Annotated in this window: 13 protein-coding genes; 5 read left to right on the forward strand and 8 right to left on the reverse strand. The window is 68.1% G+C overall.

Annotation, left to right across the window (positions count from 1 at the left end; all coding sequences use genetic code 11):
* Positions 1-113 precede the first annotated feature (113 nt).
* The gene (locus tag GA0070603_RS04985; RefSeq protein ID WP_091307784.1) at positions 114-1,121 is read right to left on the reverse strand and encodes a hypothetical protein; all 1,008 of its coding nucleotides are present in this window, start codon (positions 1,119-1,121) and stop codon (positions 114-116) included.
* A gap of 215 nt (positions 1,122-1,336) precedes the next feature.
* On the opposite strand from GA0070603_RS04985, the gene GA0070603_RS04990 reads away from it, so the two are divergent.
* The 3 genes from GA0070603_RS04990 to GA0070603_RS31405 all read left to right on the forward strand — a co-directional run bounded on the left by GA0070603_RS04990 (position 1,337) and on the right by GA0070603_RS31405 (position 3,707).
* Positions 1,337-2,533, forward strand: a complete 1,197-nt coding sequence (locus tag GA0070603_RS04990; RefSeq protein ID WP_091307789.1) for a M20 metallopeptidase family protein — start codon at positions 1,337-1,339, stop codon at positions 2,531-2,533.
* A 472-nt stretch (positions 2,534-3,005) separates the two neighbouring features.
* Positions 3,006-3,257, forward strand: a complete 252-nt coding sequence (locus GA0070603_RS31095) for a hypothetical protein (RefSeq protein ID WP_139131807.1) — start codon at positions 3,006-3,008, stop codon at positions 3,255-3,257.
* Positions 3,258-3,368: 111 nt separating this feature from the next.
* Positions 3,369-3,707, forward strand: a complete 339-nt coding sequence (locus GA0070603_RS31405; RefSeq protein WP_167544490.1) for a hypothetical protein — start codon at positions 3,369-3,371, stop codon at positions 3,705-3,707.
* A gap of 18 nt (positions 3,708-3,725) precedes the next feature.
* On the opposite strand, the gene GA0070603_RS05000 is transcribed toward GA0070603_RS31405, so the two are convergent.
* The 5 genes from GA0070603_RS05000 to GA0070603_RS05020 all read right to left on the reverse strand — a co-directional run bounded on the left by GA0070603_RS05000 (position 3,726) and on the right by GA0070603_RS05020 (position 10,203).
* A complete protein-coding gene (locus tag GA0070603_RS05000) occupies positions 3,726-4,739 on the reverse strand; it encodes a LacI family DNA-binding transcriptional regulator (protein ID WP_244282410.1) in 1,014 nt (337 codons plus the stop codon).
* Between the two features lie 87 nt (positions 4,740-4,826).
* Complete coding sequence (mmsB, locus tag GA0070603_RS05005; protein WP_091307796.1) at positions 4,827-6,101, reverse strand: multiple monosaccharide ABC transporter permease; 1,275 nt, start codon at positions 6,099-6,101, stop codon at positions 4,827-4,829.
* Between the two features lie 4 nt (positions 6,102-6,105).
* Positions 6,106-7,617 (reverse strand): multiple monosaccharide ABC transporter ATP-binding protein, encoded by a 1,512-nt coding sequence (gene mmsA / locus GA0070603_RS05010; protein ID WP_425270499.1) that lies wholly within the window; start codon positions 7,615-7,617, stop codon positions 6,106-6,108.
* A gap of 109 nt (positions 7,618-7,726) precedes the next feature.
* Positions 7,727-8,848, reverse strand: coding sequence for a multiple monosaccharide ABC transporter substrate-binding protein (gene chvE, locus GA0070603_RS05015; RefSeq protein ID WP_091307798.1), 1,122 nt, complete (start codon positions 8,846-8,848; stop codon positions 7,727-7,729).
* Between the two features lie 965 nt (positions 8,849-9,813).
* Positions 9,814-10,203 carry a hypothetical protein gene (locus GA0070603_RS05020; RefSeq protein ID WP_091307802.1) on the reverse strand — a complete coding sequence of 130 codons (390 nt, stop codon included), beginning with the start codon at positions 10,201-10,203 and terminating at the stop codon, positions 9,814-9,816.
* Between the two features lie 747 nt (positions 10,204-10,950).
* On the opposite strand from GA0070603_RS05020, the gene GA0070603_RS05025 reads away from it, so the two are divergent.
* Positions 10,951-11,277 carry a hypothetical protein gene (locus tag GA0070603_RS05025; protein ID WP_091307806.1) on the forward strand — a complete coding sequence of 109 codons (327 nt, stop codon included), beginning with the start codon at positions 10,951-10,953 and terminating at the stop codon, positions 11,275-11,277.
* 587 nt (positions 11,278-11,864) lie between these two features.
* Here GA0070603_RS05025 and GA0070603_RS05035 read toward each other — a convergent pair.
* Positions 11,865-12,623 carry an SUMF1/EgtB/PvdO family nonheme iron enzyme gene (locus GA0070603_RS05035; protein WP_091321574.1) on the reverse strand — a complete coding sequence of 253 codons (759 nt, stop codon included), beginning with the start codon at positions 12,621-12,623 and terminating at the stop codon, positions 11,865-11,867.
* A gap of 173 nt (positions 12,624-12,796) precedes the next feature.
* Here GA0070603_RS05035 and GA0070603_RS05040 point away from each other — a divergent pair, with 173 nt between their 5' ends.
* Positions 12,797-13,705 (forward strand): aminoglycoside phosphotransferase family protein, encoded by a 909-nt coding sequence (locus GA0070603_RS05040; RefSeq protein WP_091307813.1) that lies wholly within the window; start codon positions 12,797-12,799, stop codon positions 13,703-13,705.
* A 148-nt stretch (positions 13,706-13,853) separates the two neighbouring features.
* On the opposite strand, the gene GA0070603_RS05045 is transcribed toward GA0070603_RS05040, so the two are convergent.
* A complete protein-coding gene (locus GA0070603_RS05045) occupies positions 13,854-15,116 on the reverse strand; it encodes an MFS transporter (protein ID WP_167544491.1) in 1,263 nt (420 codons plus the stop codon).
* Positions 15,117-15,173: the final 57 nt, after the last annotated feature.

Here is a 15,173-nt window from a genome sequence, read left to right on the forward strand (position 1 = left end):
GTATCCGCACATGCCGCCGACGGGCGTCACGGAGCGCGGCAGGCTGTCCGCGGGTGGCGGCGCGCGGACAGCCGAAAGTAGTACGCCGTTTCGCATGCCGACGTTCGAAGAGATCACTGCATGGCGGTGGCTGGTGGGTGATCGAACGAGACCGGGCAGCAGAAGATATACAGGGCATAACCCCTGCCGATGGATACATCGGTGGGGTTGGGCGTAGCCCCCGCCGGATCTTCCACCGGCCGCCAGCTGCCGCCCGACCCGTGCCACTCGCTGGAGTCGACGGTGAACAGCAGCGTCATGGCGGTGCCGCACTCCGTGCAGTCCGTCGGATGCGGGTCGGTCAGCGACCAGTTCGCGAAGCCGCCCACTTTCCAGCCCGGTGCCAGTGACAGGTCGAACTGATAGTCGATTCCCTCCTCGTCGTCGCATTCCTCCCCGGATTCCCCCTCCCAGGCGATGATCCGGGCGTCGAGTTCCTCGGGCAGCAGTCCGCCGTACTGGTACTCGCGAATCTGTTCCGGGTACACGACGCAGGGAGTCGGCAGATACGAGTCGTTGACGACGGACGGTGCGGGAGCCGCGGCCAAGGGCCGGCTGACGTCGGCGCTGCGCCGCCAGTACAGCCGTACCCGCGGGTTGTAGCCCTCCTCGGGGTGGTCCAGCGGGCACCACAGCACCTGCAACAGATCGGCGCCGTCCGGGCCGGCGAAGTCGGGAACGTCCCGGCGGTACAGCTGCGCCACCGGGACCAGCGAGATTGGCTGGTTCACCAGGCCGTGCGGCTCGGAGAAGTCGAGGCCCGGCAACTGTGCTCGCTCCTCGTCGGTCAGGGCGTAACGAGTGCCCGTCGCGTCGGCACGGGCCTGCGCCGCCGCGTAGATCTCCCGGCTGCGGCGGACCGTCGACGGCGTCTGGAGCCGGAAAATGTAGTGGGCATCGCCATCTGTGCACACTGGCCAGGCCTCATCGGCCGGCCAGAGCAGCGGGCCACCGACCGAACTGTCGGCGGCCGTCGGCGTACCGGGCCGGGGATGCAGCCGCGTCGCCGTCGCCGAGTGCTCGCTCAACTCGGGGAAGAGCTCCGTGATGTCCAGCGGCCGCGGCGGCGTGGTGCGAGTCATGGCGAGTGATCCTAACGATCGGATACGACAACTCATGCGGTTCGCTGAGCCTCGACGCGCTCTAGCATCTGCCGCCGACGGCCCAACGGCCACGCCGACTTCCTCCGCGAGGCCGTCGACGGCGTCTGAACACGAGACATCGCGCCCGCTGTCGGAAGCCCGACCTCGCCGAGCGGGTTCTTGACCGGCCGGTCCGGTGCCGGAATTCCCGACCCATGGCGTCGCCCACCACCGACCGGCCGGAGCTGTTGGCGCACGCGGAACGGCGGCGCGCGTCGCTGACCGAGCTGTACCGGCGGCTGCACGGCCATCCGGAGCTGGGGTTGTGGCTGCCGCGTACCCAGGCGACCGTGCTCGACGCCCTGCGCCCCCTGCCGCTGCAGGTGCGCACCGGCACCACCTCCAGCGCCGTGGTCGCCCGGCTGGCCGGCCGGGGCGACGCCCCGCCGGTGCTGCTGCGCGCCGACATGGACGCGCTGCCGCTGACCGAGCGGACCGGCCTGCCGTACGCCTCGGCGGTGGCCGGCGCCATGCACGCCTGCGGGCACGACGCGCACGTCGCCATGCTGGTGGAGGCCGCCCATCTGATCGCGGGGGCCGATCCCGGCCCGCCCGGTGACGTGATCCTCATGTTCCAGCCCGGCGAGGAGGGCCACGACGGCTGCCGCACCGTGCTCGACGACGGGCTGCTCGACGGCGATTTCGCACCGGCCCGCGCGTACGCCCTGCACCAGTTCCCGGGGCTGCCCGCGGGGACGGTGAGCACCCGACCCGGCGCGCTCCTGGCCGGCGCGGACGCGCTGACCGTCACCGTGCACGGCGCGGGCGGCCACGTGGCCCTGCCGCACCTCGGCGCTGATCCGGTGCCGGTGCTCTGCGCGATCGTGCTGGCCGTGCAGCAGATGGTGACCCGCCGGTTCGACGTCTTCGACCCGGTGGTGGTCACGATCAACCGGCTGGACGCCGGCGTCTCCGGCGCGGGCGTCATCCCCGACACCGCGACGGCCGAGGGCACTGTGCGAACGTTCAGCGACGCCGCCCGGTCCCAGGTGGCCGAGGCGCTTGCCCAGGTCGCCGCGGGCGTTGCCGCCGCACACGACTGCACCGCCGAGGTGAGCGTGCACCCCGGCTACCCGCCGACCGTCAACGACGCGGTCGAGGCGCGGTGGGCGCTGGCCACGGTCGCCGGGGCGCTCGGCCCCGACCGGGTCAGCGAGCTGCCCACCCCGTTCCCGGCCAGCGAGGACTTCGCGTACCTGCTGCACCGCACGCCCGGCGCGATGCTGATCCTGGGCACCCGGCCCGAGGCCGGGCCGGTCGCGCCGGTGCACTCACCGCAGATGCGACTCGACGAGTCGGCGCTGACCGCTGGGGTCGCCGCGCTCGCCGCGCTCGCCCTTACCCAGCGCTGACCACCGCGGGCATCATTCCGTACCGCAAGCCCGCCGACGGCACCGCACTGCCGGCCTGGAGGGACGGCCTCAACCGCGAACACCGCACCGTCCGCGCCAGGGCGGCTGTCAAGGCCGCCGGAGCCCATACGGCATGGCCCTACCGGCCACTGCTCGGCGACATCGGCGGCCTCAGCCGGTTCGCCAGCCGCGTAACGCCGTAAATGTCTCCATCACCACCCTTACGGAGCCTTCGCGCGCAGCAGGACGGGGAGCCTGTTCCCATCACTGGCGACCGAGCCGTGGGCGTCCGTATCGGAGGGGCCACACGGACCATTGCCCCACCGCCGATGACGATCAGCAAGACCTTGAGGCTATCCCAAGCCTAGGCCTACGTCGGGGCCCCTCATCGTTTGTGCGCTCTTGCGCCCTAATCGCGCATCACGACCGACAACGAGCCCAAGGTAGCGTGCTAGCAGAGAGGGGAGCCCACATGGAACGCAGGTACGCCCACGGCGAGTCGAGCGAGCCCACCCCCGCCCGCGCGGGTGTCGCGACCGTCAAGCTGACCCTTAAGGCTGACCTCACCAGCTGGGCTGAGCGCAACGGCGTGACGCTCGAGGAAGCTGACCGCATCTTTCGCAAGCGACTGACCGAAGCCAACACTCGCGCCCTGGCAGCTCTCACTGAGGGGCTGGGCGACATGAGCGACAGCATGGCGACCGCTGGCATCAGCACCGGCTAGATACATGGCGACGCGGCCACCCGGTGGCCGCATGCGGGTGCGAGTAGGGCGCAGGTCAGCACCTGGTCGATGAGGGCGTGAAGCTGGTTGGTGCCGTCGAGGTGGCCTGTCTTGAGTTCCACGATGGTGGTGCCGGCGAGCGTGCCGCGGGACCTGCGCGGACGAGGTTTTCGGCAAGGGCAAGGTCTGTACCCAGCACTCCATGATCGAGTTCATACGGGGCATCCGGAAGCCGCTGAGGACGACATCGATGCCCGCGTCTGTCAGGACGGCGTCGATCAGGGCGGGGAACTTCCCGTCACGGTCTTGGATCAGGAACCGGGCGCGGCGGCCGGGGTCTTCGAGGTCCATGACGAGGTTCTTTGCTGCTTGCGCCACCAAGGTGGTGGCCGGGTGCGCGGTCGCGCCCAGGACTCGGGCCCTTCGGTTGGTAGCTTGACTCCGCTGTGAGGTACAGATGGGACGGGTTCAGCTGCGCGGCTCGTACGCGCTACCGCGCACGACCAGGTTCGGTGCGACGACGACATGTCCCGACACGCCCGACCCACCTGCCGAGAGCCGGTCGACGAGCAGTTGCAGGGATCGCCGGCCGAGCTCCCCGAAGTCCTGGCGGACCGTGGTCAACGGCGGCATGAAATAGGAGGCCTCGGGGATGTCGTCGAACCCGATGATGCTGACGTCGCCGGGCACCTGCCGGCCCGCCTCGTGCATCGCGCGCAGCAGGCCGAGCGCCATGTGGTCGTTGGCGCAGAAGACCGCGGTCACGGTCGGGTCGGCCGCGAGCCGCCGGCCGGCCAGGTAGCCGGAGCGACAGCTCCAGTCACCCGGAACCGGCTCCGGCACCGGCGCGCCGGCCCGCTCCAACTCCTGACGCCACCCCTGCATCCGGCCGATCCCGTCGAACCAGTCCGTCGGCCCCGCCACATGGTGGACGGTGCGGTGACCGAGCTCCAGCAGATGGCGGGTCGCCAGCACCGCGCCCGCGCGCTGATCGATCCCGACGGTCGGCACGCCCTCGGTGATCCCGCTGGCCGCCCCCACCAGGGGTGTGCCGGCCGCGGCCTGCTCCAGGGCGCCGGCCACCGCGACCTGCGGGGCGATCACCACTATGCCCTCGACGGCCTGGTCTCGCAGCCGGCCGACCGCCTCCACCAGGGTGTACCGGTCTATCGACTGAAGACTGGCGATGCTGACGAAGTAGTCCGCCGCCCGGGCGGCCTGCTCGATGCCGTAGAGCATCGACGCCGGGCCGTAGAGAGTGGTGTCAAAGTTGATCACGCCGAGCGTCTGCGATTTACGAGTGACCAGCGTGCGGGCGGCGGAGTTGGGCCGGTAGCCCAACTCTGCGATCGCCGCGAGCACCCGGCCGCGGGTCTCGGCCCGGACGTTGGGATGGTCGTGGAGGACGCGGGAGACGGTCTGGTGCGAGACCCCAGCCAGCCGGGCGACGTCCGCCATGACTGGCGGCTGCTGGACTGTCATCGGCCCCCTCCCTGTTCCTGCCCAGTCCGGGGACTCCGCACGCGAATTGGCGATCTTCACCCGGTCCTCGTCAACCCGTCGCTCGGTTCATCGCACAGTCCCCGCACGACGCTTGGTGAAGACGTCGAAGGCCACCGCGGCCAGCAGCACCAGGCCCTTGAAGAGCATCACCTGCTCGCTCGGCGCACCGATGAGGGACATGCCGTTGTTGATCACGCCCATGATGAGGCCGCCGGTGATCGCGCCGACCACCTTGCCGACACCACCTTGGACGGCTGCACCGCCGATGAACGCCGCCGCGATCGCGTCCAGCTCGAAACTGTTACCCGCGGTGGGCCCGGCCTGATTGAGGCGCCCGGCGAAGACGATGCCGGCCACCGCGCCGAGTACGCCCATGTTGACGAACAACCAGAACGTGACCGACTTGACCTTGATACCGGACAGCGTGGCGGCGTTGAGGTTCCCACCGATGGCGTAGATGTGACGGCCGAACACCGCGCGGTTGGTGAGCAGTGAGTACGCCAGCACCAGCACGGCGAGGAGGACGAGCACCCACGGCAGGTTCTTGAACCGGGCCAGCTGCACGATGACGAACATGACGACGGCCGCGGCCACCGCCATTTTCGCGATGAACAACGGCAGCGGCTCGACCGACTGGCCGTACCGCGCCCGGCCGGTCCGGCTGCGCCAGTTTGTCATCACGATGCCGGCGATGAAGGCAAGTCCGATCAGGAGGGTGAACAGGTCGGCCCCGTCCAGCGGGCCGAGACCGATGTTGCCCAGGTATGTCGGCATGAAGCCGTTGGCGATCGTGCGGACCTCGTCCGGGAACGGGCCGATCCCCTGGTTGCCCAGCACGGTGAGGGTCAGCGCCCGGAAGACCAGCATGCCGGCGAGCGTCACGATGAACGCGGGGATCCCGAAGTACGCCACCCAGTATCCCTGCCAGGCGCCGATGACGGCCCCGGCGATCAGCGTGATGACGATGGCCAGAGGCCAGGGCATGTGGTTGTTCACCATGAGTACGGCCGATATCGCACCGGTGACGGCGACGACCGAACCGGCCGACAGATCGATGTGGCCGGCGATGATGATCAGGATCATCCCGATCGCGAGAATCAGGATGTAGGAGTTCTGCACCACGAGGTTGGAGATGTTCTGCGGTGCGAGCAGGTCCCCGTGGGTGAGGATGGAGAACAGCGCGATGATGAGCGCGAAGGCAAGGTAGATACCGTTCTGGCGCAGGTTCGCCGAGAAGAGCCGGCCGGAGAACCGGTCCGGTGCGGCGGGCGCCGCGAGATCACTCGCGATCGTCGCCGACACGGCGGTGCTCGGGCCGGTCGTGGGGCCGACGCTGGTCATCTGACTATTGCTCCTTTACCTTGGTCATGAACTGCATGAGTCGCTCGGGCGTCGCTTCGGCACGGGTCACCTGGCCGGTGATACGCCCGGCGGACATCGCGTAAATGCGGTCACAGATGCCCAGCAGCTCGGGTAGCTCGGAGGAGATGACGAGCACGGCCTTGCCCTGGTCCGCCATCTGGTTGATGATCGAGTAGATCTCGTACTTGGCGCCGACGTCGATGCCGCGGGTCGGCTCGTCGAGGATCAGCACGTCGGCGTCGGTAAAGATCCACTTCGACAGCACGACCTTCTGCTGGTTGCCGCCGCTGAGCTTCACGGTGATTGCCGAGACGTTCGGCGCCTTGATGTTCATGCTCGTGCGGAACTCGTTGGCGACCCGGTACTCCTCGTTCTCGTGGATCCAGCCCCGGGTGGCCAGCTTGGTCAGCGCGGCCGCCGACACGTTGCGCTTGATGTCGTCGATCAGGTTCAGGCCGTAGCGCTTGCGATCCTCCGTCGCGTACGCGATGCCGTGCTTGATCGCGTCGCCCACTGTCTTCAGCTGGATCTCGCGGCCGTCCTTGAAGATCCGGCCGGAGATGCCGATGCCGTAGCTGCGGCCGAAGACGCTCATCGCGAGTTCGGTGCGGCCGGCGCCCATCAGCCCGGCCAGCCCCACGATCTCGCCCCGGCGCAGGGTGAGGTTGGCGCCGGAAACCACGACCCGCCCGTGCTGGGTGGGGCTGTGCACCGTCCAGTCCTCGATACGCAGCACCTCTTCGCCGATCGTCGGCTCGTGCTCGGGGAACCGGTGCTCCAGGTCCCGGCCGACCATGCCGGAGATGATGCGGTCTTCGGTGATGGCGTCGTTCTTCATGTCCAGCGTCTCGATCGTGCGGCCGTCGCGCAGGATCGTGGTGGAGTCGGCGATCGCCTCGATCTCGTTCAGCTTGTGCGAGATGATCACGCAGGTGATGCCCTGCTCGCGCAGCTCACGGAGCAGATCCAGCAGGTGCGCGGAGTCCTCGTCGTTGAGCGCGGCGGTCGGCTCATCGAGAATGAGCAGCCGAACCTGCTTCGACAGCGCCTTGGCGATCTCGACCAACTGCTGCTTGCCTACGCCGATGTCCGACGCGAGCGTGGCCGGGTGCTCCCGCAACCCCACGCGCTCCAGCAGCGCGGCAGCCTCCGCGTGGGTGCGGTTCCAGTCGATGAAGCCGCGCGGGGCGCGCTCGTTGCCGAGGAAGATGTTCTCCTCGATCGACAGGTTCGGGCAGAGCGCCAACTCCTGATGGATGATCACGATGCCGAGGCGTTCGCTGTGGCGGATGTCGGAGAACTGGACCGGCTGGCCGTCGAAGAAGATCTCTCCGGTGTACGAGCCGTGCGGGTAGACCCCCGACAGCACCTTCATCAGCGTCGACTTGCCGGCGCCGTTCTCACCGCAGATCGCGTGGATCTCCCCACGTCGTACCGTGAGGTTGACGTCCTTGAGGGCGGTGACCCCCGGGAACGTCTTGGTGATGTCGCGCATCTGCAGAATCACCTCGGTCAAGGTGTCCTCCTTCTCCCCCTGATCGATCCGTCCGGCCACGCCAGGCGCGGCGCCCGGCCGGTTGGGCACCGGCCGGGCGCCTACGGCACTACTTGAGCTGACCCTCGGTGTAGTAGCCGGTGTCGACGAGAACCTTCTTGTAATTGTTCTTGTAGACGACCACCGGTTCGAGCAGGTACGACGGGACGACCTTGACGCCGTTGTTGTAGTCCTTGGTGTTGTTGACCTCGGGCTTGCCGCCCTTGAGCACCGCGTCGGCCATCTTCACGGTGACCTTCGCCAGCTCGCGGGTGTCCTTGTAGATCGTGGCGAACTGCTCGCCGGCGATGATCGACTTCACCGAGGCGACCTCGGCGTCCTGTCCGGTCACGACCGGGTAAGGCTGGCCGGCGGTGCCGTACCCGTTGCTCTTGAGCGCCGACAGAATGCCGATGGAAAGACCGTCGTACGGCGAGAGGACGCCCTGCACCTTGTCACCCTTGGAGTAGGTCTTGGTGAGCAGGTCCTCCATGCGCTTCTGCGCGGTCGCGGGGTCCCAGCGCAGGATGGCGACCGTCTTGAAGTCGGTCTCGCCGCTCTTGACCTTCAGGATGCCCTTGTCGATGTACGGCTTGAGGGTGTCCATCGCGCCGTTGAAGAAGAAGGTCGCGTTGTTGTCGTCGGGCGAGCCGGCGAACAGCTCGATGTTGAACGGGCCCTTGGCGGTGCCGTCCGAGCCGTCCTCGTTCTTCAGGCCCAGGCCGACCATCAGCGAGGTCGCCTGCTGTACGCCGACCTTGTAGTTGTCGAAGGTGGCGTAGTAGTCGACGTTCGGCGAGTTACGGATCAGGCGGTCGTAGGCGATGACCGGGATCTTCTTGTCGGCCGCCTCCTGCAGCTGGGTGGTGATCGCGGTGCCGTCGATCGAGGCGATGACCAGCAGCTTGGCGCCCTTGGTGATCTGGTTCTCGATCTGGTTCACCTGGGTCGGGATGTCGTTCTCCGCGTACTGCAGGTCCACCTTGTAGCCCAGCGCCTCGAGCTGGCTCTTGACGTTCTCCCCGTCGTGGATCCAGCGCTCGGAGGACTTGGTCGGCATCGTGACGCCGACCAGCGCAGCGGCGTCACCATTCTGCGCCTTGTCGACAGTCTTGGTGGCAGAGCCGCAGGCGGCGAGGCCTGTGGCGACGATCAGGCCGACCGTGGCGGCGGCCAGCTTCGCAAGCTTCATGTCACTCCTCTGGGGGAACGGCCCGGGGACCGGAAGATCAGGTTGCTAACGCTCACATCAGCAACTGGCGGGGGACGTTTACGAGGGCGAGATGGGATTGTTAGCGCTCACATGCTTGGTTTATCGGCCACTCCTGGTCAATGGCACGGAGGTAACGGTTACGTTACGGCCACGAGCCTTGACGGCACCTCGCCGACGTCCCAGCCACTCGGGCCGCAGCCGGCCCCGGCGCCTGCTCGCTCGATCCCGACCAACTCCCGCACGGCCAGCCGCGGATCCCGACGCGGCCCGGCGGCAGGGTTTTCCGCTCGCCGACCATCACCCCGCCGTGATGGAGTCGCTGACGCCCTCGCCTCCGCGTTTCCTTATGCATGCGCCCATCTGATCCGTAGGAGCGAGCGTGGCCGGCGGGTGTGCCGATCACCTCGCCGCCGGCTTGGTGCCGGCGTTTTTGGGATGGCGCGGCGTTGCGCTCCGCTGGGGTCAAGCTGGGGTCACCTGACCCCTGCCGAGGATCACGGTTTAGGAAGTGTGGACACGGCCGGAACTCACTCGGCGGTGACCTGGCTTGGCCTGCGCCGCCATGCCGGGAGCCACGTCCGGGAGCTGACCGCCGTTGACCCTCGGCTCCCGTCCGAACGGGCACGCAACGGGCACGCGGGGCACAGGCCGACTGTCAGCTTGGGAATCGCACCAGATTGGGCGGACCTGCGGGGTGCCCGCTGTTCGGCGCGGTCATGCACGGCCTGACTTGGCCCCTAGTTACACCGGCTTGTGGCCCATCGATGACCCGGCAGGTTCGACGGCGTCAGGAGTGCGTAACTGCCAGCCGGCTCAACTCCTTGAGGTTGTCGGACGGGCGCATTTGGCCAGGTTTGCGGCTTGGCTGTCCACCTTGGTACGCGGCTTGGCATTCGGAAAGCTGGGACCGGGGACGCCCAAGCGCCGCGACCCGTCCGTCGGCGTCAGGGAACCTGGTTCAGCGCCAGCCCGCCGGCGAGGAGGAGCAGCGCTGTCGCCACCGGCCAGGGCCACCAGCGGCGGGTCGAGCCAAGCCAGATCAGCGACATCCCAAGGCAGATGGCCGCCGGCAAGCTCACCGCAGCGGTCACGATCCAGAAGGTCCGCTGCTCCGGACGCCAGCAGGCTCCAAATCCGTCGACCGCGGGATCGCAGGCGTTGGGACCCGGGCCGGTAAGCGCAGAATTAAAGTAGAGCAAGTTGAATGCGTATACCGCCAGGAGTAACCCGCTGACGATCACTAGGGGGATCACCACCCCGAGTCGTATCGCCCGGGTGCGGGCACGGATGGTTGCGGGCTCGGCGCCCTCCGGTCTGCCGTTTACCGTGGTCATCCCGCCATCATGGTGGGTTGGCGGCCGCTGGTCGTCACCCGACCGCCTTGGGTCGGGTGGCCGGCCGTCCCGTCAGCGACCTGCGCATCACGAGATCAAATTGCCCGTACCGTCGACCTGGACACTTGGCGGTCTAGCAGCGGAAATGCCTTCCGATATCTCTCACCGCTCCCCCGCCGTCCGTCGACCTCTTGCGGACTAGATGGCGACTGATGACCGCCGCGCTCGCGCCTCGCTCGACGGTCACCGACGCAGCCGCTCATGGCCCGTGAGTGGCCCGCCAAGTTCGGACTACGAAGACCACTGGCGCGATCAGCACCAGGACCACCCACTGGAGCGCTAGGTACATCGCAACCAGGACTTGAATGAGCACGTAGTCAAGCGCCAGCGGAACATCCATGCTGGCCGTCGGCCCGGCGATCGGTACCCAGCTGGGCTCACACGGCCGCCACAGAAGCCAGCGGGACGAACGGTTGCGCCGACTGCCGCCCGCATCGTCGGAAGCTCCGTCCATGGGTCTGATTGTGGCCGAGCTGGCGATGGCAACGCACCCACAGCGCTGACGGATCTTCGAGGAGGCTCCACGGGCCTAAGGGTTAGAAGAAGATCTGTGCTGGCTGGTCGGGGTACGGTGCTGCTGCTGAAGGCGTCCGTTGGTGTCGGTCCTGGTCGACGTTGGCTGGCGGTCTTGGCTGTACGAATGGCTGTACGGCGCAAGTCGTCGGGCGTGGCTGGGAGGGGTGGTCCGTGGCGCTGAGCAAGCGGGGCAGTAGGCCGATCGTCGTCGACGGCAACCGCTACCGCTGGCTCGTCCGCCGTAAGCCGACGTACAGCCAGGGTTTGACGTGGTCTCCGCTGAGCTTCGCAGTCGAACGTGCGGACATGCCTGGCTGCGCCACCCTTGTCGTCCAGGTGGCATCCCCCCGTCCGGACAACTGGATGAACGCTGCAGCCTTTCCGGTGCTGCCGTCGATGGTCGCCACCGCCGTCCGACAAGCGCTTGAGCGGGGATGGCAGTCGGATCGGCCTGGCTCGCTATTCACCCTTGATCTCGGCAATGAAGGCAGGTTCTAGGGCAGGGCGACGTACGCATCGCGCTGCCTGGCTGTCAGCTGGGGAATCTCACAAGATCGGGTCTTGGCACGGGGTCTTCACTTGTCGACGTGGTCTCGGGTGGCCTGCTTTGGCCCCTGCTGACACCGCCTTGTGGCCCGTGGATGGCCCTGGCCAGCGGGCTACTACCCGACGCCCGTCCCAGCCCGTCCGCGGGCGTTGCCGAGCCTGTGCCTGAGAACCCACACGGCGAGCATCGAGGCGCCGAAGACCAACCACAACAGCGGCGCAATATCCCACTCGTGCCAGATCGCCCAACCCCACAGGAGCCATACACCAACGTGAGCGGCCAGCACCAGCCGGTAGGACGTGCGAAGCAAAACCACAGGGAAGTAAACCATGTCTGGCTCCGCTGGAAGGTCCTGGAGCCTAGTGGGCGGAGGACTTCAGCTCCCGTGAACGACTGTCGCTTGTTCGCTCGGCACTGAAGGCAGTCAATTCGGCAAGACCGGACGCCGGCTCAATCCGCTTGCCGTGACGCTGCGTAGCGCACGGTCGGCGGCATAGAGCGGACGTTGCGGTGTATCCGTCTCGTCCGGCGGCTCTGGCTAATTGCGGGGTGGCAGTGGTGTGACCGGGCGGACCGCGGTGAACTGAGCGTGCTCATATCGGGTTGCGGCGAGCAGCAGCAGCCATTCGTCGCAGCCCTGCCACGGGTAGAGGTCGGCGGCGCCGCCACGTACCGCCCTGGGACCGTCACCGGCGCGTGGGCGGGCATCCGTCGGCGCGCCCACGAAACCGGGAATCCACACGTCGGCGCAGATTTCGTTCGCCGAGCCCATTGCGGCGAGCCCGAACGTGTTCTCAGCGGCGGCTGTCCGCTGCTCATCGTCGAAGTCGTCGAGCAGTTGGTCCTCGCCGGGTTTCCCGTCGCCGCGGAAGGTCAAGGTGGTGGTGCCGGCTCGGGCTGCGTACTCCCACTCCGCCTCGCTGGGCAGCCGGAACGGCATCGCCTCGAGCAGGTCGTCCAGGTCATCCTCGAGCCGGGCCGTGCCGGAGTCCGCCTCGGCGTAGGCGTCCTCGTACTCCGGCAACCAGTGCTGGACCTGCGCGACCGTCAGCGGGTGCCGGGCGATCAGGAATGGTTCGACCCGCACCTCGCGTAGCGGCTGGGCGACCCCGGCACCGGTGAAGAACGGCTCAAGAGTGTCCTCGGCTCCTCCACTGCGCTCGATTGCGCGTACCGCCGCCAGTTCAGCCTCGGACAGACCCATGAGGAAGGTCCCGCCCGGCACCTCCCGAAAGACCACGCCAGATGGGACGTGCCGCCAGGCCGGCCGCCCGGCCACGATCTCCTCGGTCCACATGGCGCCGAACGTTAGCAGCCCGGGCGCCACCAACCGCACCGTCTGGTACGAGTACGAGCGCTCGGTCGGCACGCACGCTCATCGGCGAATGCGCGCGTCTCGCTTCGGTCACTCGTGCACGCCCGATGGAAAGTCAGTGGCTTAGCCTTGGCGCCTAGCGGAAAGATCTTGGCATGGCTTTGCACCAGAACGAGGTCCCGGTCGACGCGGGCCTCGTCAGGTCGCTGCTCAATGAACAGTGCCCGCAGTGGGCCGGCCTGTCGGTGTCGCCAGCGGGTGCAGGCACCGACAACATCATGTACCGGCTGGGCGACGATCTGCTCGTGAGGCTCCCGCGAACCGCTGACAAGGCGCGGTCTCTGCGCAAGGAGCGGGAATGGCTGCCCCGGCTGGCGCCGCTGCTGACCTGTCCGGTCCCAGAGCCGTTGCACGCCGGAACGCCCACCAACGTCTACCCGCTGCCTTGGTCGATCTACCGGTGGATCGACGGCGACGAAGCCCAGCCGGACAGTGTCCAGGACTGGTCGGCCTTCGGCGCCGATCTGGCGGCCGTCGTGCGGGACCTTCACCGTATCGACCTCATGGGGGCAACCCGCACGGGCGACCTGAGTTGGTACCGCGGGGGACATCTGCGGGCCTGCGACGAGTGGATCAGCAGGTCACTTGCGGACTGCCGGGCCACCGTCGGCGGGGACATCGACGTCGAGACCCTGGAACGGTTGTGGCGCGAAGCGCTCGCCCAACCCGAACCCTCCGGTCCTCAGGTGTGGCTCCACGGCGATCTCAGGCCCACCAACCTCCTGGTGCGAGACGGCAGGTTGCACGCGATCATCGACTTCGGCGGCCTGTCGATCGGCCTGCCCGACGCCGAGCACTCCACGGTGTGGGACCTACCGCCCCAAGCACGACACGCCTACTGGGACGCCGTCGGCCTCGACGACCTGAGCTGGACGCGCGCCCGCGCCTGGGCCATCGCGGTCGGTGCCAGCGGCATCTCGTACTACTGGCACACCTACCCGGCATTCGTCGCCGAATGCCTAAGCCGCCTCCAGGCGATCCTCACCGACGCCGCCACACGCTGAGCACAGTCGCACGTACACGCACTGTCATCGGGGAGACCGCGCGCTGCCTTGCCGATCAACTGCGACGTTGCGTGACGCGCGCTCGGCCCCCCTCACCGGCGCAGAAGACTGCGCTCGATCTTGTTTTCCGGCCGGGCCAGGCTGCTGGTCAGGATGCGCCGAGGGTCTGCTGGCGCATCGGGGAGCGCAGGATCGGCACCCACACCAACGCGAGCGCGGCGCAGGCAACCCAGGTGGCGGCGCGTGGACCGGCGTAGTGACCGACGACTGCCGTCATCGCGGCGCCGAGTGTGAGCGCGCCACTGAAGACCACGCGCAGGGTGCCGTTGACGCGTCCCAGGAGGCGGGACGGTGTGACGTGCTGGCGGAACGATGTCAGGACCACGCTGTCGAAGCCGACCTTGAAAATCACCAGTGCCCAGGCGGGCGCCGCGACCAGCCCAGGAACGGGTTGACCGACGAGCGGCAGCACGAGCGAGGCGGGGGCGATGGCCAGCCCGATGGCAAGCACCGAGCGGCCGGCGCCGAAGACCGTCGACAACCGCTGCCCACAAAGCGCCCCGAGCAGGCCACCGACTCCGCCGGCACCGAGGAAGAGGCCCAGCTGGCTCTCCGACCAGTGCAGTTGCTGAACCAGGAGAAGCGGCAGCATCGCGACCGTGCCTGCGGTCGCGAAGTTCACGAGCGCGCCGGCGACGGCGATCGCACGCAGGGTGTGGTTGCGCCGGACGAACGACAGACCTTCCCGCACCTCGGCCGCGAGCGAGCGTCGTACGACGTCAACCCGGCGCGGCTCCGGCCGCTCGATCCGTCGAATCCACAGCGCCGACCACAGGTAGCCCAGTGCCGTCGCGACCAGAACCGCCGCCGCTGTCGACAGGCCAACCAGCCAGCCGGCCAGCGCGGGACCGCCGATCAAGGCCATCTGGTCCACGATGCCGAGCCTCCCGTTGGCCGCGACCAGGCGTCCCCCGTGCCCATCCCCGACAAGGTCCGGCAGGTGGCTCTGCATCGCGACGTCGAAGAACACGGTCGCGACGCCGTTGAGGAACACCACCACCCACAGTTGGGTCATGGTCAGAGCGGAAGCTGCGGCAGCGATTGGTACCGAGCCGATCAGCACGAACCGGGTCAGGTCCATGGCGATCATGACTGGGCGACGAGCAACCCGGTCCAACCACGCGCCCGCCGGCAGCCCGAGCAGCAGGAATGGGACGGTGCCCGCAGTGGCCAGCGCACCCGCCGCGCCCGGACCGGCGCCGAGCGACGTGATCGCGACGAGCGGAACGGCCACCTTGGCGATGTGGAAACCCCATTTCGCGGCTACGGCGGCAACGAGGTAACGAGCGAAGTCACGAGGCAGGGCCCGGGCGGCGTCGCGCCCCCGACGAGAGGCGTGCTGGATCGACATGACCGAACCTTCGGTGTCGGCCACCCCCGGGTGCCAACGATTCAGACTACGGTGAAT

The organism is Micromonospora chersina (genome assembly GCF_900091475.1).
In the GTDB taxonomy this organism is placed as follows: domain Bacteria; phylum Actinomycetota; class Actinomycetes; order Mycobacteriales; family Micromonosporaceae; genus Micromonospora; species Micromonospora chersina.